The organism is Kineosporia babensis (assembly GCF_021129305.1).
Classification (GTDB): domain Bacteria; phylum Actinomycetota; class Actinomycetes; order Actinomycetales; family Kineosporiaceae; genus Kineosporia; species Kineosporia babensis.
Window position 1 is genome coordinate 51,961 of sequence record NZ_JAJOMB010000006.1, and the last position, 18,921, is coordinate 70,881.

At 68.0% G+C, this 18,921-nt stretch carries 10 protein-coding genes; 4 read left to right on the forward strand and 6 right to left on the reverse strand.

Going from position 1 to position 18,921, the window contains the following annotated elements:
* Position 1: 1 nt before the first annotated feature.
* The 5 genes from LR394_RS13110 to LR394_RS13130 all read right to left on the reverse strand — a co-directional run bounded on the left by LR394_RS13110 (position 2) and on the right by LR394_RS13130 (position 5,003).
* Positions 2-1,054 carry a FecCD family ABC transporter permease gene (locus LR394_RS13110; protein ID WP_231441457.1) on the reverse strand — a complete coding sequence of 351 codons (1,053 nt, stop codon included), beginning with the start codon at positions 1,052-1,054 and terminating at the stop codon, positions 2-4.
* Positions 1,051-2,112 (reverse strand): FecCD family ABC transporter permease, encoded by a 1,062-nt coding sequence (locus LR394_RS13115; RefSeq protein WP_231441459.1) that lies wholly within the window; start codon positions 2,110-2,112, stop codon positions 1,051-1,053. The genes LR394_RS13110 and LR394_RS13115 overlap by 4 nt, the downstream gene beginning before the upstream one ends.
* Positions 2,109-3,032, reverse strand: coding sequence for a siderophore-interacting protein (locus LR394_RS13120; RefSeq protein ID WP_231441461.1), 924 nt, complete (start codon positions 3,030-3,032; stop codon positions 2,109-2,111). The genes LR394_RS13115 and LR394_RS13120 overlap by 4 nt, the downstream gene beginning before the upstream one ends.
* Position 3,033: 1 nt before the next feature.
* Positions 3,034-4,107 (reverse strand): iron-siderophore ABC transporter substrate-binding protein, encoded by a 1,074-nt coding sequence (locus tag LR394_RS13125; protein WP_231441463.1) that lies wholly within the window; start codon positions 4,105-4,107, stop codon positions 3,034-3,036.
* Between the two features lie 101 nt (positions 4,108-4,208).
* A complete protein-coding gene (locus LR394_RS13130; RefSeq protein ID WP_231441466.1) occupies positions 4,209-5,003 on the reverse strand; it encodes a helix-turn-helix domain-containing protein in 795 nt (264 codons plus the stop codon).
* A gap of 105 nt (positions 5,004-5,108) precedes the next feature.
* On the opposite strand from LR394_RS13130, the gene LR394_RS13135 reads away from it, so the two are divergent.
* The 3 genes from LR394_RS13135 to LR394_RS13145 all read left to right on the forward strand — a co-directional run bounded on the left by LR394_RS13135 (position 5,109) and on the right by LR394_RS13145 (position 8,927).
* Positions 5,109-6,683, forward strand: a complete 1,575-nt coding sequence (locus tag LR394_RS13135; protein ID WP_231441467.1) for an ABC transporter transmembrane domain-containing protein — start codon at positions 5,109-5,111, stop codon at positions 6,681-6,683.
* A complete protein-coding gene (locus LR394_RS13140; RefSeq protein WP_231441469.1) occupies positions 6,680-8,359 on the forward strand; it encodes an ABC transporter ATP-binding protein in 1,680 nt (559 codons plus the stop codon). Before LR394_RS13135 ends, LR394_RS13140 begins: the two co-directional genes overlap by 4 nt.
* Before the next feature lie 157 nt (positions 8,360-8,516).
* Positions 8,517-8,927 carry a hypothetical protein gene (locus LR394_RS13145; RefSeq protein ID WP_231441471.1) on the forward strand — a complete coding sequence of 137 codons (411 nt, stop codon included), beginning with the start codon at positions 8,517-8,519 and terminating at the stop codon, positions 8,925-8,927.
* Here LR394_RS13145 and LR394_RS13150 read toward each other — a convergent pair.
* Positions 8,905-9,951 (reverse strand): magnesium transporter CorA family protein, encoded by a 1,047-nt coding sequence (locus LR394_RS13150; RefSeq protein ID WP_231441473.1) that lies wholly within the window; start codon positions 9,949-9,951, stop codon positions 8,905-8,907. The genes LR394_RS13145 and LR394_RS13150 overlap by 23 nt on opposite strands.
* A 502-nt stretch (positions 9,952-10,453) precedes the next feature.
* Here LR394_RS13150 and LR394_RS13155 point away from each other — a divergent pair.
* Complete coding sequence (locus LR394_RS13155) at positions 10,454-18,844, forward strand: WXG100-like domain-containing protein (protein WP_231441475.1); 8,391 nt, start codon at positions 10,454-10,456, stop codon at positions 18,842-18,844.
* The last annotated feature ends 77 nt before the right edge of the window (positions 18,845-18,921 follow it).

Here is an 18,921-nt window from a genome sequence, read left to right on the forward strand (position 1 = left end):
GTCACTTTCTCCTGCTTGCTTGAGCCCGGAACTCGTCGGCCAGCAGCCAGGCCAGGTAGGCCCCGCCGAGGGTGGCGGTGACCACGCCGACCGGGAAGCCGAGGCGCTGGGCGAGCACGTCGGAGGCCAGCAGCACCAGCGCGCCGACCAGGGCCGAGGGAACGAGGGCGAGCCCGGGACCGCGCACCAGCCGCCGGGCGATCTGCGGAGCGGCCAGGGCGACGAACGAGATCGGGCCGGCGGCGGCCGTGACCAGCGCGGTGAGGGCCACCCCGAGCACCACGGCGCCGGATCGGGCCCGGCCGGTGCGGGTGCCCAGGGCCTGGGCGGCGTCGTCGCCGAGCTCGAGCTGACGCATCCGGGGTGCGACGAAGGCCAGCAGGGCCAGGAACAGCACCAGGATCAGGACGGTCGGCCGGAGCTGTTCGTAGCCCAGCCCGTTCAGCGATCCGGCGGCCCAGACCGCGGCCAGCATGGCGGTGTCCACGTTGACGAACAGCATCAGCGTGGAGTTCAGCGACGAGAGCACGGCGCCGACGCCGATGCCCATGATGATCAGCCGGAACGGCTGCACCGTGCGCCCGCGCACCGCCAGCAGGTACACCACGGCCGCGGTCAGGCAGCCGCCGATCAGCGAACCCGCGGCGATCTCGAGGTAGCGGGTCGAGCCGATCACCAGCATCACCACGATGGCGCCGGTGTAGGAGCCGGAGGAGAAACCGATGATGTCGGGCGAGCCGAGCGGGTTGCGGGTCAGCGACTGGAAGATCGCGCCGGACAGGCCCAGCGCGATGCCGCAGACGATGGCGAACAGCGCCCGCGGCAGCCGCCAGCCCACCACGAGCAGCCGGGCCTGTGAGTCGTCGCCCACCCCTAGCAGCGCGCCCAGCACCCGGTCGAAAGCCAGCGGATAGGTGCCCATCCCGAGCGAGACGACCATCAGCAGGAACGTGACCGCGACCAGGCCGGTACAGACCACGAGACTGCGCGTGCTCCAGAGACCGGACAGGCGTCCCCGGCGAACCTGAACGGTGCGATAGCCGTGGTCGATCACAGGCCACTCACCGTCCGGCGCCGGGCCAGCAGGATCAGCACGGGCGCGCCGACGATCGCGGTGACCAGGCCCACTCGCAGTTCTCCGCTGGACAGGATGATCCGGCCGATGATGTCCGAGACCAGCAGCAGGGCGGGGGAGACGACGACCGTGTAGGCGAAGATCCAGCGCTGGTCGGGACCGATGAACCAGCGGACGATGTGGGGCACCATCAGCCCGACGAACCCGATCGGTCCGGCCAGGGCGGTCGCGGTGCCCGCGAGCAGCGTCACCGCGATCACCACGGCCACCCGGATCCGGCCGACCCGCACACCCAGTGAGGCGGCCAGCTCGTTGCCCAGGGCCAGGCTGTTCAGTGCCCGGGCGCAGGCCAGGCCGATCAGCACACCGATCAGGATCAGTGGGGCCAGGGCCAGGGTCACGTCCAGACGGCGGCCACCGATCGAGCCCACGCCCCAGAAACGCAGGTCGTCGAAAGTGTCGCGGTTGGACAGGATCAGCGCGGTGGTCACCCCACCCAGGGCAGCGCTGATCGCAACCCCGGCCAGGGTGAGCTTGCCCGGGGTGGCCTGGGTGCCGCCGATCGAGCCGAGCAGGTACACCAGCACGGTAACCGCGCCCGCTCCGGCCAGGGCGAACCAGACGTAGTTCAGCGGTGCGGTGACCCCGAGCAGGCCGACGGCGACCGTGACCGCGAAGGTGGCGCCGGCGTTGACTCCGAGGATGCCCGGATCGGCCAGCGGGTTGCGGGTGAAGGCCTGGATCAGGGCGCCGCACAGGCCGAGGGCGGGTCCGACGATCAGGCCGGTCACGGTCCGGGGGACGCGCAGTTCCAGGATCATCACGTGCTCGTCGATGCGGTTGTCGTAGGCGGTCAGCGCGTGCCAGATGGTGCTGGCGCTGATCGCCCGGGCGCCCACGCCGATGCTGAGCACGGTGACGGCCAGAAGCACTCCGGTGGCGGCCAGGAGCCCGAGGGAACGAAGGCCGTTCCCCCGGGCCAGCCCGGCCGGGGCCGAGCGGTCTTCCTGGGCCTGCGAGGTGACGAGCGTGCTCACAGCCCGGCGGCCTCGTAGAGCCGGGCCACCTCGTCGACGATGTCCTCGGTGTCCCGGTCGCTGTCGTAGAGTTTGCGGACCTTCACCTTGAACTCGTCGCCGAGCGCGTCGTACCGGGCCGACCATTCCTCGGACTTGTCGGTCCAGTACCCGATGCTCTTGTAAGCCTCGGCGGGCAGCGCGCGTTCGTGCCGCAGGTACTTCCGGGCGTGCCGGCTGAGCCGGGTCTCGGACGCCACCCACACGTACGTCTGCTCGTCCACGCCCGAGCGCAGCAGCGCCGGCAGCAACTCGCTCGGCGCATGCCCGTTTCCAGTGCCCCGCAGCCAGACGTACCGGATGTCCACCCCGGCCGCCTCCAGTTGGTAGGCCGGACCGCGTACCTCGGCGATCAGCGTGGTCGGCACCTGCCCGGCGGTCAGCTCAGCGATCCGCAGGGCCGCCGGCAGTGCCGGCTCGTCGGCGACCAGGATCTGCCGTCGCGCCCATTCCGGCCGGGCGTACAGGGCGCTCGGCGGGTTGAGCCCGATCCGCTGACCGGCCCGAGCCTGAAGCGCCCAGGCTGCCGCGACCCCACCCTCGTGCAGCACGAAATCAACGTCCACGAAACCGCTTCGGTGCTCACGAATGGTGTACGTGCGCATCTGCGACGGCTCCACGCCCTCGGCATACTCCCAGCCCTGCGCGGTGACGTACGGAAGCCGCACTCCCGCATCGGGTTCGTCCGGGAAGAAGAGCCGCACGTACTCGTCCCCAATTCCGGTGGTGGGGTAGTCGTGCATGTCCTCACCGCCGAGCGTGACCCGCGCCATGCCCTCGCTGACCCGGCGCACCTGGGTCACCTCGGCCAGATGCACCCGCGGCTCGTAGCTTTCGGGCAGTCCGGGGTAGCGGCCGCGCACGCTGCTCGCCTTGGCCATCTCAGTCCCCGACGCCGGTCTCGGAGATGGTGACCTTGCCGCCGTCCAGGGCCTTGGAGATGTCGTCCACGTAGCCCTTCTCGATCGCCCAGGGGATGCTCAGCGGGTCGGGGCCGCTGGTGGCCATGCCCATCGTGGTGTCGGCGATGAAGTAGTAGTTGCCCTCGGCGATCGGCTTCCAGCGCGAGAAGGTCGGGTGCTCGACGGTGTACTTGGTGTCGGCGTCGGAGCTGGACCAGCCGACCACCACGTCGGCGTCGACCTCGTCGAGCTTCTCCAGGCTGACCCCGCCGTTGAACTGGTCCGGGTCCATGTCGCCCAAAGCCTCGGTCAGCGTGGGGCTGTCGACCATGCCCAGCTCACGCAGGAACGAGACCCGCGGGTCGTCGGAGACGTAGAAACCGGCCTCGGTGACGCCTTCGCCCAGCGAGAGGGTGTAGGCGAAGGACGCGTCCTTGAGGTTCTCGTGCTTGGCAGAGGCGGTCTCGATGGCGCTCTGGGTCTGGGCGATGAGTTCCTCGCCCTTCTCCTGCTCACCCATGGCGGTGGCGACCACCTCGGTGAGTTCCCGCCAGCCGCCGGACAACCAGGGCTTGTCGGCGTAGGCCACGGTGGGGGCGATCTCTTTCAGGCGCTGGTACTGCACCTCGGTGACCCCGGAGTGCGGGGCCAGGATCAGGTCCGGCTGGGCGGCCAGGATCTGCTCGTAGTCCGGGTCGTCGCCGGCGTTGAGCACCTCGGGCATCTCGGCCTTCAGCACGTTCTCGACCTGGTCGCGGAACCAGGGCGTGTGCCCCTCCTCGTCACCGCCCCAGGTCTCGGGCACCAGCACCGGCGCGGTGCCGAGGGCTGCCACGATGTCGTGGGTCATCCAGCCGATCGTGACGATCCGCTGGGGCTTTTCGGGAATCTCGGTCTTGCCGTAGACGTGCTCCAGGCTCACCGGGAAGACACCTTCACCGGTGGCGGCCGCAGCCGTAGAACTTTCGGAACTACCGCCACCGCAGGCGGAAAGGGCCAGCACAGCGGCTACAGCCGCGGCGGCCAGGACGACAGGGCGTCGGAAACGGAACATGCCCCGATCTCTTTCGTGGGAGGGTTGGTTGCGGCCGTCACGCTAGTCCGGATCGCTGTCGGCGAACGGACAGGCTTCGTCGCGCACGGGACACCAACCCCTCACGGGTTGCGGGTAGGCATGAACGCACGCGGCGGCTGGCGCATCACCCGCTGGAAGGCCGCGGTGAAGGCGCTGTTGGTGGTGTAACCCACCCGGCGCGCCACCGTGCCCACCGCCACCCCGTCACCCAGCAGCGAAACCGCCTGAGTGAGGCGGGCATAGGTACGCCACTGGCTGAAGGTCAGGCCGGTCTCGGCCCGGAAGCCCCGGGCGATGGTACGGGCGCTCTGCGAGGTCAGCATCGCCCAGTGCTCGATCGAACGGTCGTCGGCCGGGTCGGAGATGATGCTGCGCGCGATCTGGGCGATGCGCTCGTCGCGGGGCAGCGGCAGCTCGATGGTCGGGCGCTCCTCATCGGTGATCAGCTCCAGACACACCCGCTGGGCACGCAGCCGCTGCTCACGAGGCATGCCGGTGACCGCCAGGTGGATCAGCATCTCGCGCAGCGCGGCGTTCACCACCACCGGCCCGACCTCACCCACCGGCCGGGGCCAGGCCTGCGGAATCACATAGGTGGCGCTGAGCGTGGTCCCGGCGCCGCGGTCGGCCCGGTGCACCACACCCGCCGGGACCCAAAGGCCCTGCCCGGTCGAAAGGCTCCACTGACGTCCTTCAATTTCCACCACCGCACTGCCCCGGGCCGGCCAGAACACGGTGTGCTCCGGATGCGCGTGCGGGGTGTCCTGGCAGCCGTCACGGTCGTCCAGGTACTGGTAGGCGAGGGCGCGGGTGGTCAGCGAGTAGCCCTCCGGCACGACAGCGGTGTGAACCGGGATCTTCTCTTCGACCAGCATGACGCTCCTCAGGCAGTTAGGTAAGGCGAACCTTAGCAAGGGCTGTCTGGTTCTCGACAAAGGCTGTCGGTGCCACGGCCCCCATCGCGGATAGCGTCGCCGCTGATGTGGAGCCTGATCGAGCGGCCGGAGGATCTGCGGATCCGGACGGTGCTGAGAATTTCGTTGTTGCGTAACGGTCGTGGCCCCCGCCTGGGCCTGGCCACGACCGGGCTGATGCTGCACCAAGCCTGCGAGGCCGCGGTGCCGGTCCTGATCGGCGTGGTGATCGACCGCGCGGTCGCGCCCGGCGACCGGGGCGCCCTGCTGCTGTGGCTGGGCGTGCTCGCGGTGGTGTTCCTGGTGTTCTCGCTCAGCTATCAGCGGGCCAGTCTGGGCATGGTCGGGGTGTACGGCTACGGCGAGCACGACCTGCGGCAGCTGACCATCGCCCGCATCCTGCACCCGCGCCGTCAGGCCGCGCTGCAGCGGGAGGGCGAGGTGCTCTCGGTCGCCACCAGCGACACCTACCGGGTGGCGGGCGTGGCCTGGAGCATCGCCCAGCAGTCGGCCACACTGGCCGCGGTCGGCTTCGCCACGGTCGTGCTGCTGCGCATCTCGGTGCCGCTCGGCCTGGGCGTGCTGGCAGGGGCGGTGCTGGTGCTGTGGACGATGCAGGCACTGGCCCGTCCGCTGGAGAAAGTAGGCATGGCGGAACAGGCTTCGGTGGCGGCAGCCAGCGAGGTGGCCACGGACACGCTTGCCGGGCTGCGCATCGTGCACGGCCTCGGCGCCCAGGCCGAGATGATCCGGCGCTATCGCCTGGCCAGTCAGGCATCTCGGGTCGGGGCGATCGCTGCTGCCCGGATGCTGCTGGCATATCAGGCGGTCAGCACCGCGGTTTCGGTGATCTACCTCGCGGTGCTCGCGCTGGCGGCATCATGGCTGGCCGTGGCCGGGCAGATCACTCCGGGGCAACTGGTCACCGTGGTGGGACTGGCGCAGTTCCTGCAGGGCTCGCTGGACCACGTGGGGACGTTCGGGGCCAACTGGGCGCACAAGCGGGCTTCCGCCCGGCGGCTGCACGGCTTCGTTGCCGAGCCCTTCGTGCTGCCGGCCGGTTCCCCCGAGGCTGTGCTGGGCGAGTCGTCGCTGCGCTGGCAGGGGATCGATCTGGGTGCGAAACAGCTTACCGGGGTGAAGGTTTCCTCGGCGATCGAGGCCCGGCGCGTGGCTGAGGTTCTCGGATTCCGGGTGGCGGCTCACGGGCTGACGCTGCGCGGCCAGGATGTACGAGAGATCGGGCCTGAGCGTTACGCCGAGAACGTGGTTGCCCCGCCGCACGATGCGATGGTCTTCAGCGGCACCTTGCGCTCGAACATCGTTACGGGGCGCGAACTTGACGCGGATCTTCTGGCCGCCAGCGCGCTCGACGACGTGATCGATCAATGGGGGACGCCCGACGCGCCGGTGGGGGAGGGTGGCCGTCGGCTCTCGGGTGGGCAACGACAGCGCGTGCTTCTGGCCCGCGCCCTGCACGCCCCCGGGCGGGTGGTGGTGCTGGACGAGCCCACCACCGCACTCGACCCGGTCACCGAGCAACGGGTGGCCAACCGCCTGCGTGAGCTGAAACGTCCCATTGTTGTGGTCACTTCCAGCCGGATTCTGCTCGACGCCTGTGATCTGGTGGTGCAGCCGTGAACGTCCTGAAGGTGGCCGGTGCCCGGGAGACCGCCCGGGTCGGGTTCGCGTTGCTGGCACGGCGCCGCCGGCTGTTGGCCCTGACCGTGGCGCTGCTGGTTCTGGGTGCGGCCACGGCGCTGCTGATTCCGCCGCTGCTCGGCGCTTTGGTGGATGCGGTGATCGAACGCAAGCCGGTGCGCGACCTCTGGCCGGTCTGCGCCGCGCTGCTCGGGGCAGGTGTGCTGGCGGCCGCCGCGGAGTGGGCCGGTGGGCTGCTGCTGGTGCGCTGCCTGCAAGGTGCGCTGAGCGAACTGCGCGAGCAGGTCTTCGCCACCGCCCTGACCCTGGACCTGGCCGTGGTCGAGGAAGCCGGCAGCGCCGACGTGGTCTCCCGCGTCACCGGCGACGTCGAAGCCGTCACCGAAGCCGTCTCCGGCGTGCTTCCCCGTTTCCTGCAAGCACTTTTCACCATCGCTCTGACCGCCGTGGGCCTGGCCGTGCTCGACCCCTGGCTGGCCCTGGCTGCCCTGCTGGCCGTGCCCGTCCAGGCATTCGCCACCGTACGATTCCTGCGCCGATCCCGGCCCCTCTACATCCGCCTGCGCCGAGAGGAAGCCCTGCGCGGCCAGGTGCTGATCGAAGCCGTGGCCGGCGCCGACACCGTACGCGCCTACCGCCAGCAGCAGGAGCATCTGGACCGGATCGCCGTCGCCAGCACCGCCGCAGTGCAGACCCAGCGCACCGCCGCCCGCGAGCGAAACCGCTTCTTCGCCGGCCTGAACGGCGCCGAATACCTAGGGCTGGCGGCAGTTCTGGTCACCGGCTTCTGGCGCGCCACGACCGCCGGCCTGTCCATCGGCTCGGTCACCGCCGGTGCTTTGTTCTTCCACCGCCTGTTCGGCCCGATCGGCGCCCTCCTGGGCAGCATCGACGACCTGCAACGAGCGATGGCCGGGCTGGAACGCCTGGTCGGAGTCCTTCAGACCGCACCGGTTCACGGGGAGCCCGGGCAGGAAATCAAGGACGCGGGCGTGCACGTCTCCGGGGTGAGCTTCCGTTACGCGGTGGCCCCCGAACGCGAAGTACTCAGCGACGTCACACTCACCGTCGAGCCCGGATCAAAGGTTGTGCTGGTGGGCGCATCCGGCTCGGGCAAGAGCACACTGGCGCGACTGCTTGCCGGATTCGAGAAGCCCGGCCAAGGCTATGTACTGATCGGCGGCGAGCCAGCCTTCCAGGCCCGGCGCTACGGCCGGCCGGCCGTGCTCCTGGTCACCCAGGAGACCCACCTCTTCACCGGAACCCTGGCCGAGAACCTGCGCCTGGCCCGCCCGGACGCCTCGGACGAGGAACTGCGCGAGGCACTGCGAGCGGTTGGCCTGAACGCCGAACTCGACGCAGCGCCGGTGGATCAGGCCCAGCGGATCGCCCTGGCCCGGGTGCTGCTGGCCGACCCCGCGGTGGTGATCCTCGACGAGGCCACCGCCGACGACACCATGGAAGAGGCCCTCAATGCGGTGACCGCCGGGCGCACCTCGATTGTCATCGCACACCGCCTGTCCCAGACCCGGGACGCCGACCTGGTCGCGGTGTTCGACGGCGGCCGGATCGTCGAGGTCGGCGCCCACGCCGAACTCCTGAACCAGCACGGAGTGTTCGCCCGTCTCTGGACCGCCTGGGACTCGGCGGCGTGAGTCACGGGAAATCGAGCCTCTCGAGGTAACGATCTTGTCAGGATCGGTGGTCCGGGCGTCAGAAATGTGTCAAGGCGCATGATCCGGCAGCAGATCGGCGGTTCACTGCTCGAACCTCCCGGAAGGCGGAGCGGATGGAGCACCGAAGGAAACGATCATGGGCGCGGCTATGCCGTTCGAGCCGGACGGCCCCAACCACGAATTCCAGCAGAATGTGACGGTTCCCGAGCCCCGATCGTCCTCTGAAGCCCGAGAGCCCACCCACTGGGGAATTGAGTTCGTGGCTGGAGCTCTCATCATCGTGACTGCGGCTCTGTTCGCAGCTCGCCTGCCGTCGTCGGCCAGCGAAGCTCGCTGTCTGGTCGTGGCTTTCGCCGTGATGGCGGTGGCCGGGTGCAGTCGCGACCTTCTGACCCTGCTGTTTCTGGTGCCGACAGCCGGGGCGCTGGTCAGCGGATTTCTGGTCGGCGGGCCGGACACGCTGGTGTGGTGCCTGGCCGCCCTGACTGTCGCTGCGCTGGCCGGGCGGGCTGCCGGGCGGTTTCTCAGAGCCAGTTCCGCTTCTTGAACGTGTGATGCAGGGCCACGCCCGAGCCCACCATGAGCAAGAGCGAGAAGGGATACCCGAGCTGCCAGCCCAGTTCGGGCATGTGCTCGAAGTTCATCCCGTACACCGCTGCGACCAGCGAAGGCGCGAAGAAGATGGCCGCCCACGACGAGATCTTCTTCACCTCCTCGTTCTGGGCGTAGCTGGCCTCGGTGAGGCGCTCGATCTTCTCGTTCTGCAGGGTCGCTGTGTTGGTGTTCCGCACCGTCAGCACCCCTTGGTAGAAGTCGATGACACCTTGCAGGTATTCGCGTTCACCGTCGGCGAGTTGGCGGACCCGGGTGAACTGCTCGGCGTTCTCCGTGATCAGCGGTGCCCCCTCGGCCGGCAGGCCGGGCAGTGAAGCCAGTCGTCCGTAGATCGCCCCGCTGAGGGCAGCCATGGTCCGCACCGCCAGCAAGCCGTGCCGAACCTGGAACAGATCCTCGAGGAAGATCTCGGGTTCGCTGACTCGGCCGCCGGTGACCTGCTGTTCCAGGCGCCAGACGTCAGCTGTGGCCTGCTCGATGTATTCCTCCTGATTGCGGGTGACCTCGGAGACGATGGCGTGCGAAAGGGCGATCGCCGAACCAGCTGTGAACCGCCTGGCCGCCAGACGCTTCAGCACAGCCCGGGTCTCCCGTTCGGCCGTGGCCGCCGTAACCGCCGGATTCACCGGACCGTGCACCGTGACCAGGAAGCCGTGGCCGATGAACAGGTCGAGTTCGAGGTAGTGCACATGCCCGCGGTCGCCGCGCTCGGGAGCGTGCAGGACCACGAGGATGACGTCGGTGTAAGCGTGCATCTTCGGGACACGGTTACGTTCCAGCGCGTCCTTGACCGCCAGAGGATGGAACTGGAACACCGACTCCAGCACGTTCGCCGTACGTGGGTCCTCGGCCTGGGCGTCGACCCAGACGAACCCGTCGGATCTTTGCCGCAGCACGGCAATGTCTCCGGGTTCGTGCTGATGGATGCCGTCGACGGTGATCAGGTGCACGTTCATCGCCCCAGCATGCATGATCGTCCGTCGGATATCAGCTTGCTGGGGAGAATGTTTCATTGATTCTACGCGAAAGATACTGCACTTATGATGACTCTGGCATGCTCTGACAGGCATGAGCGGACGATTCGGTCAAGATCCGTGGATTTGCTGTCAGGAATCTGTCAAGGGGTCTTGTAGCGGAGTTCTTTTGGTGCTCTTCCCCGCCCGGGCTGGAAGGGTCGTGCGGGCCTTTCAGTGTGGACGAGTTGCTGGCCCGGATCCCGCCCGCGCATCTGCTCACCGAGCCGGGCATGGGTTACCGCTTCGAACCCTGAATCCCATCGAAACGGTCAGCCTCGCCACTGGTTTCGTTGACAAGTCTCTGACGATCGTGGGAACGATCTCACTGATCTGCTGCATTTTGACGGCGCTCTGACAGTTGTTAGCGAAAGCACGTGAATGGTGGCTGTTCATCGGCAAATTCGGCGAACCTTCAGCGCGGTCGCCGACGTTGCAAACGTTTGTGAACGACATCCGCGACCAAGACCTCCGGCGCTTCCTGGAAGCCGTCACCGGAATTCCTTATCCGGCGGTCGACGAAGTCAAGCTACGGGCCGTCGCCGAGGTCCTGTCGCGTTCCGCTGTCAACGTGGGGGAGATCGCTGACCTGCTCGTTCCCGTCGTGCACGCGGTCCAGGGCGATCTGAACGGCCAGACCGGAAGAGCTTTCCGGCAGCGGGTTGCCCCTTTCGTGCTGCAGGAGCCGGGTCTGCTGCAGAGGACGGCGGACCATCTCTCGGAGTCCGGCCGGCACGCCGAGGCGGTTGCCCTGGAGATCGACTATCTCAAGCGCCTGATGAGATACATGATGGTCTTTCTGGCGATCCAGATCGCGATCGCCTACGTCGAGGTGCTCTACAACCCGCCGGGGGCGGCTGCCCGGATCCTGGCCGCCCAGACGATCGCCCGCACCGCCGTGACCAGGGCCGCGGCTGCGGTCATGGCGCGGGTGACGGCGCAGGTCATGGTGCTTGAGGTCGGGCCGGTGCTGCTGGCCCAGCTGGAGCAGATCGCGGTCGGTCTGCGTACCAAGGGCCTGGACCAGAAGAAAGTGGTGGACGCGGTGGCTGAGGGCTTCCTCGGTCTGGGCCTTGGGCTGACGGCGGCCAAGGTGCTCGACAGCGGACTGTCGGCGCTGGGTCGGAACCTGGGCCCCGATCTGGGCAAGACCGGGTCGTTCGCCAACGCCCTGCGGGACCTGCCTCTGGCGGTCGGTACGGACGTCGTGGCCGAGTTGCTGACCACCGGAATCCTGTACGGCACCTGGTCGGTGGGCTGGTCGGCGGTGACCTCGGCAGCGATCGAGAGTGCCGGGGTCGCCGGGGCTGCCGGGATCGGCACGCTGGCCCTGCTGAACAAGCAGAGCGGACTCAACGATCTGCCTCGGACGCCGAAACAAGACAGAGAACGGGGCGTGTCGGCTGAGCGGGCCGGTTCACCATCTGCGGTCCCTCCCCGCGAGAGAACCGAACCGGCCCCGCTCACTTCCCCGGCAACGTTGGCCTTCGGTCCCGGAGTCCGCGCCGCAGAACAGACTCATCGAAACGATCTCTCGGTCGAAGCACCGCGCTCGGCCGCCGGGGAGGAAACCCCGGCCTTGGGTGCGTGGGCAACTGAACAGGCAGCAGACAGCAGCCTGGCCGAGCACCTCGCCGAACTGCTGGCCCGGCGCCGGCAATACCTGGAGGACTGCCTGGACCTGTTGCGGCGCCTGCACGAACGGTTGTACTCCGGTTCGGGTCCGGCTTTCGCTGCGACTGCGGATCAGGCCCTGACCCCGGAGGCTCAGCTCGCCCAGGAACTCGGAGCGCGACGATGGCAGCCGGTCGGAAACACCTGGGGCGCCGTGACCGAAGCCGTGCAGCGCAGTGGGCCGGGTAGTACTGCCTTCGTCTATTCACGCCTGCCCGAGCGCCCTCAGCACGCGTTCGCGGTGACGAACTGGGGTGGGCAGGTGCTCTGGGTCGATCCGCAGGCGCCGCGCGGCGAGCAGATCCGGGCCGTCGATCAGGCCCCTCAGATGCCGGTCGAGGCCCGGGCGATCGTGCTCGACAGCGCCGGCCGGGTCGTGGAACTTCCCGAGACCGGCCGATTGGGCAGGCTGGCCGACGCGCTGACCCTGCCGAGCACGTCCCATCACCCACTTGGGCGAGAAGCCCTGCCGGGCAACCGGATTCTGGCTGAGGCCGAACGTGTGCTGGATCTGCCCGCAGCCCGGGGAATTCGCTGGTTCGAAGCCCAGCGGGAAGCGTTTCAGCACCTGCGGGACCTTGGCGCCGACAGCCCGCAAGGTGCAGTCCGGCTGGCGGAGCAGGTCGGCGCCCGGCGCTCGGACTTGCTCAACGACGCCGTGCTGGCCCGGCACTTCTACCCCGAGGGATACACGGTCGGCGAGCTGCGCGGTATGGAGCGGTTGCGGGCCATGGTCGCTGACGACCCGACCTTGCGCAGCGCGGTCGTCTCGGTGGACGGCCAACTGTCCCCGGCTCACCTGAGAGAGCTGGCCAGGGTCACGGTCCCCGCATTCTCGACCGACCAGGCAGGGCTGGACGCACTGGTGCGCGACCTGGCGAACGCCGGCACCCGGGCCGAACGTCTTTACCTGCAGCAGGATTGGAGTGACTGGCACGATCGTCTGGCTCAGCAGCGCATCTATGATCTCGAGCAACTCAAGGTCCGGATCGGTGACACCGGTCGCTCGCTAGCCCTGCTTCCGCTGCCGGAACAGCAGCAACATCGTCAGTCTCTGAACGAAAGTTTCTCCTCCGCAAAGGAACTGACAATCCTGCAACGGCCCAGCTGTCAGGAACGCGACACCTTCGAGCGGATCGTCCGGACCGTGGAGGACGAACTCACCGCCATCCACGGCGCAGCCGTCACGCAGGCTTCTGACCTGCCCCACCGGATCGGCGCACTGAGCCAGCAGTATGCCGATCGCTACGGTCCGCCCGGGGCAACTCATGGCCCGGTTGCCCCGGGTCCGCTGACGGCGGCCGACGTCGTCACCGCGCGCGCGGCCCTGAACGACATTGAGACCGGCCTCAACCGCCTGGCCGTTCTGAGCCCGGACGCCGGCGTGGCCGACCGCGCCGCGGTTCTGCAGGAGCAGTTGGCGAAACTGGAGAAGGACTACCAGACGCATCATGCCGCGGCCGGAGGGGATACTGCGAAGCCGCAGCCGGAGGCCTCCGCAGCCGGCCGCCGTCTGCCTGGCCGGGTCCTGGTCGAGACAGAGGCCGGGCGGCCGGTGCCCTGGGGTGAGCTGGGTCATGTGGTGCGCGTGGGCGACGTTCCGGTCCAGGCCCTCGACCGCGTTGCCGACCGGGCAGTCATCGCCTTCGGTGACCGGATCGACGAAACGGTGAGAACAGCTATCCGTCAGGAGATTTCGAATCTGGCTCTGATCAACCAGGCACCGCCGCCGGAGCACGTCCCAGCGGTGGAGCAGACCGACCACGGATACGAGGACCAGCAGTCCGGATGGGAGGCCGGACGGCGCCTGAGCGCTCCGGAAGGGCTGGACCTGGGGCACGGCGTGCGCCTGCATCTTGACCTGGGACCGTTGCACGAGGACGGCGCGGTGACGTACCGCAAGCCCGAGGACATGCAGAACCTGCGGATCGGACAGAAGCCGACCAAGACCAGCGACCCCACCCACATCCACATCCCGGGTACCTACGCCGCCACCTACGACGGCCGTTCCGCCAACCTCAATGCCGGCCTGGACGTGAACCTGCCCGGTGCGGCCACGCTGAGTGTGGGCGGCCGGCTGACTGCGCGCGGTCAGAAGCTGCAGGCCAGGTGGGAGGGCGGTCTTTACACCACCGAGCACTTCGTCGAGACCGCTCAGTTCGCCTACTTCAGCACCAGGGCGGACCGCGGTCCTACCGGAAGCCGCTGGCGGCTGACCCGGGCCGGGGCCGAGGATCTGACCGCCGCCGAGAACGTCCTGCTGGCCTTCCCCGACAACGAGTCTCCCGAGTCCAAGGAGATCAGAACCAATCAAGGACGTCTGTTCCGGCTCCCGGAGGCTGCCTCACCGATGCAGCGGGAGGCGCTCATGGACGTCCTCTGGCGGGTCGTCCCGATCGACGAGTCGATCAGTCTGGACGCGGCCGACGACCCGGCCCGGCAGTTGGCCGGAAGGTTCACCGGGATCGGCGAACAGACCCGGCGAGCTCTGGACGACCTCTTCACAGATTCCTCGCTATTACGGCATCGGATGGACATTTTCGGATCCGGTTACCTGACTCCCGCAATGGAGACCGACGATCACGGTGGCTGGGCCGCCTTCCGTCTCAAGGGCCAGGCGCTGTCGGTACAACTGGTCGACACCGGTAAAGGATCGATGCGCCAGGATGCTCGGCATCTGTTCTGGGGGAGCGAGACCAAGAACTACCAGGGGACGCAGGGGGGTGCGGGGCGTGGGTCGGTCCGGTTCCCGAAGATTGGTCTTCCGGAGGGAAGTTCGTCGTTCGGCCTAGGAGGCAGTAGCGGGCCGCTGGGCGCCCGCACCCGGGAGGAGGGAGCTTCCAGCGGCGCGGGTGACTGGCGCGTGCGAAACATCGAAGGGAAATGGCGCACCTACCGCATCGAGGCAGAGCTGGAGACAGACGTCCGGTCCGACGACCACACGGCCCGGGAGCCGATCGCCTCCCGGCTCATCCGGTACCTGCGGGTCGGTGAGAACGAGGCCGATCGTTTCGAGAAGGAGGTTGAGGCGGTCGTGAACAGTACCGACGACCTGACCGTGCGCCCTGGCTCTCGGTTGCCGGTGGACGCGGACAGCGCCCGTGACCGGCAGCCGCCGCCCTCTGTCCTGGCCGGAAAGAGCCGGGGGCCAGGGGTGGTGGACGTCCTCGGCACCTACTACCGGATCGCCGGTGAAGCCACCGAGCTGCTGCAGGAGGGGCTCAACCGCTCAGGACTGCTGGGTGCTCAGGGGCTCTCGGCCTGGGACGCGCACGACCTCGAACGCTGGATCATGCAGAACTTCTCGGTCCGGACGGCCCTGCCGTTCACCAGCCAGCTGATCAGCCACCATCACTCGCGCACGACATACCTCGACGCGCCGGGCGGCCGGCTGAAACTGGCCGTACAGGTGCGTTCCGATCAGGGCACTACCTGGGAAGGCGCGAAACTTGCCAAGGGTGCCATCGACCACACGCACATCGGTTACTCCGACTTCGCCAACATCGAGCGGCTTCTGGCCGACGTGTCCTCCACCTGGAGCGGCAATTTCGGTGGTTCGTCCGGTGGCGTGACCGACGCCCGGGGAACTCTGGGCGTCGGCTGGCGCAACCGGCACCAGGTCGAGGCGATGATCCGGAACGGCACCTCGATCACCCACGGCTACCAGTACAGCGGGGCCTTCCGGTCGTTCACCTTCCCGGCCAGCTTCAGGATCGACACCTCGATTGTGTTCGAACCGCACGTGGCCACCGGGGGAGTGGTCTCGGCCGCACTGGTCAAGTCCGCGACCGGAGCAGTTCCGAAGGCCTTCTCATGGTCAGGATCCCGGAACATCGCCGGCATCATCCGCTACAACGTCCCGGAAGGACTCTCCCCCACCGCCGACCCCGGGAACCCAGCACCGGCGTCCCCCGTTCTGGGTTCTGTTCAGACGATCGTGCCGCCCGGTCCGGGCCCCCTGCCCCCGATGGATCTGGCCGCTCTGACCAATGGTCCGGTGCTGGAGACCCCACGACTGCGGCGCAACGATCTCGCTCTGGAAGTCCTTGGCGTACCGGAGATTGCGGCGACGACCGCCCGGCTGCTGGAAGCGGCCGGCATCCCGGAGAGCGACTACCGCAACCCGCTCGAGACCTGGATCAACGAGGACGAGTTCCTCGGCCGGCTGATGATCAACCGCGAGATCGTCTCGTTCAACCACTACTTCGCCGCCGGCGCGACCGCCAACCGGCATGCCCGGGTCACCCTGGTCGGCCGGCCGTTCACCGAGCATGTCGAGGCCGGCCACGGCACCTTCCAGCAGACCGTCGTGGTTCAGGCCGAGCCCGCGACCTTCTCCCGGTACCGGGTGCGGCCCACCGAGATGGCCACCACCGGCCTCGACCCGGTCCGGACCGGAAACGGTGCTTTCACGGCCACGAGCACTCGCACGGTGCGTGACACCGAGATCAGCAAGATCCAGTTGAACGAGCCAATCGGTGCCCGACGCCTGTATTTCGAGAAACGGGAGCACACCCTGGTTCGTTCAGGCATGGTCTGGGACATCCAGGTCGACAGCGCCGACGCCAATCTGGCGCTCAATTCGGCCGACACCCGGCACGGCGGAGCCCGTCTGGTCGTTCTGGGCGGGTTGCTGGTCCTGCGTCCGGAAGCCGACCTTCCGCAGCCCCAGCCCACCGGCATTCCCCAGACCTTGTCTCCCCAGAGCTTCCCACTCTTCACGCTGCCCATCACCCTGGACGTCCCGCAGGAGGCCCCGGGCACGATCAACGACGTGCTGGCCGCAGTCCGGGCCGTTCTGGTCGGGATCGACCCGAAACTGCTCGACGGGGAATGGGTTGCCGGGAAGGACGGGCGGGTGCCGGTCGGGCTCAACGCCGGGCTGAGTACGTTGCTGGACGAGGGGGCGGTGCTGGGGGAGCGGTATCCGATGGAAGGGCCCGGGCTGCTGCTGCACCAGAGCCGTTCGGTTCCCGGTGGGATCGAGGACGTGACGTTGACCCTTCGCTCGCAGGAGATTCCGCCGGAGGAAATCCGCCCGGAATGGGTCGAGGCGGGCCTGATCGCACCGGACGGCAGCTACCTCTACGACGGTTCGCAGACCGGCGACCAGTACATCGGCAAGGTGAACACCCAGAAAGGCGTGACTCTCAAGAACTGGTTCACCATGCGAATGAACACGGCGACCGGAACCGTGTCGGCCTTTCCGGTGCTGCCCGGAACCAGCGGGGGCAACGTGTCTGGTTCGGTGATGAGCAACCCGTACATCTCGGAGGTTCGCAGTCGGGCGAAGATGCTGCGTACCCGGGACCTGTTGAAGTTCAGCGGACAGGTGCACGGTTACCGGGGCATGTACCAGATCACGGTGTCTGCCGAGCGCTATTTCCGGCCTTCCAAGCCGGTTCGCGCAGTGGGCTTGGGCCTGGCTGGGCGAGCCCTGAACTGGGTGGCCCAGGAGCGTAGTCCTGCGGTGGTGAGGGTGTACGTGCCCGAGACGGTTCATGTTCTCGACAGGGTGCTGCGGGCCCCGGGCCCGGTTCCCGGACGTTCTGCGGTTGTGCTTGAGGGGATCGGGGATCTGTCGGAGATTCTCCGGGAGAACGGTTTACGTGAGCTTCCCGTGTCGCGGGCCGAGATCTTCGATCGTAACGTGGTGGTCTCCAACCTCAGCCCGAGAGCTCTGCGTGAACTGTACGACTCCACCCTGCATCTGCTGGGCACCCAGGCGCCGGGCATCGTCCGTACTTTGATGGCGGTCACCGGTGGGCCGAGGGAGGCGTACTCGGCCATGGTGGGGCACACCCAGACCGTGACCAGTTTTCACCTGACCACCGGGGACGGCCACACCTATCCACCGCTCGTTCTGGAAGACGGTTCGCTGTCCGACCCGCGGGGCAGTCTGCATCTGACCCATCGGTTCTACGATGCCGAGACAGTGGACTGGATCACCAGCGCGATGCTGACCGAGACCAACGGCATGCGGGAACAGGCGAATCTGAAGATCTTCGGGGACAGCCTCAGCGGCACGATCGGTGGCGTGGTGAACAAGCCGCTGGCAACACCCTCGGTGCTGTTCACCTTCGGCGCGGGCGCCGGCGGCGATCACGGCAAAGACGTCATCCAAACCGTGAACGAGCGGCTGCCGTACCCTAGCCCGCACCGGCGACTGGCCCCGTTCATGCGAGTTCAGGCCGGGCTGCTGGTGGCTCAGGAGTTCGGTGCTCATCGCGAGCGCCGCTCGTCGTCGCACGGGCAGGGCGACTGGAACGTGGTGCATCGACTGGACCAAGCGGTCGAGATTCTGGTGGACAGCGAGACCGTGGTGACGAACCGGCTTCTGCACCGGGAACTGGGTTCCCCGACCGCTCATGGCCGGTGGCTTCCGGACCTGCCGGTCGAGGCTCCGGAACCCGGATCAGATCGGTTCCGCGCTGAACTGACGCTCTTGCAGGCGGCTTTCGCCCTGCCTCGGTACGGCGAGTGGTATCCGGTCGCGGGCACCTATCGTCCGGCTTCGGCCGGCGGGCCCGGGCATGTCCTGCTCACGTCCAACCGCGAACGGGAGGTGATTCGTGAGGAATTGACGGTGAAGGAGTTCGCCCGCCGTCTGGACCTGTTCCCGGATCGCTGGACGGCAGCGGGTGACCCGGCTCCGCGGCCGGTGTTGCTCGTGATGGGCGGGGTCGATCACGAATTCGGGAGCCGTCTGGCGGAGTTGACCGGTACGGACGTGATGGCCACCCCGCATGCCTGGCGCCAGGACGGGCACCTGCGGGCGGTCCGGCGAGGACCCGTTGTGGATGTCGACGGTGAGATCGTGCTCTACCCCCGGGACGGTTCCGTTGCCCTGACTTACGAGGGGGACCTGGGCAAGGTACTGACCGAGCAGGTTCCCTGGCATCTGCTGGGGAAACGGGTGAAGGATCCGGTGGGGTTGATCACCCCACGTCAGCCGGTGTACTGGGAAGCCACGTCATCGGCGGTTCGGCTGCCGGACAACATCGAGGACCTGCTGACGGCCGAGGCGGAGGCTTGGCAGACCGAGACTGTGCTCCGGCCTTCGGCGGTCCGTCCGTTACCGGCTGCGCTGGTGCGAGACCTTCTGAAGCGCGAGGCCAGGGCCTGGCGGGAGGAGGTGGACCGCAGAAACGCCGGCGAATGAGCGCAGGCAGCTTGGGGACGGTCCGGAAACCGGCACGCTGGTCGCATTCTCCGGTTCACTCACCGACGAGGCCGCAC

Bases quoted from the DNA above. Each gene is read 5' to 3' on its own strand.
- LR394_RS13120 (WP_231441461.1), bottom strand. From the start codon at position 3,032: ATGGCCAAGGCGAGCAGCGTGCGCGGCCGCTACCCCGGACTGCCCGAA.
- LR394_RS13125 (WP_231441463.1), bottom strand. From the start codon at position 4,107: ATGTTCCGTTTCCGACGCCCTGTCGTCCTGGCCGCCGCGGCTGTAGCC.
- LR394_RS13130 (WP_231441466.1), bottom strand. From the start codon at position 5,003: ATGCTGGTCGAAGAGAAGATCCCGGTTCACACCGCTGTCGTGCCGGAG.
- LR394_RS13135 (WP_231441467.1), top strand. From the start codon at position 5,109: ATGTGGAGCCTGATCGAGCGGCCGGAGGATCTGCGGATCCGGACGGTG.
- LR394_RS13145 (WP_231441471.1), top strand. From the start codon at position 8,517: ATGGGCGCGGCTATGCCGTTCGAGCCGGACGGCCCCAACCACGAATTC.
- LR394_RS13150 (WP_231441473.1), bottom strand. From the start codon at position 9,951: ATGAACGTGCACCTGATCACCGTCGACGGCATCCATCAGCACGAACCC.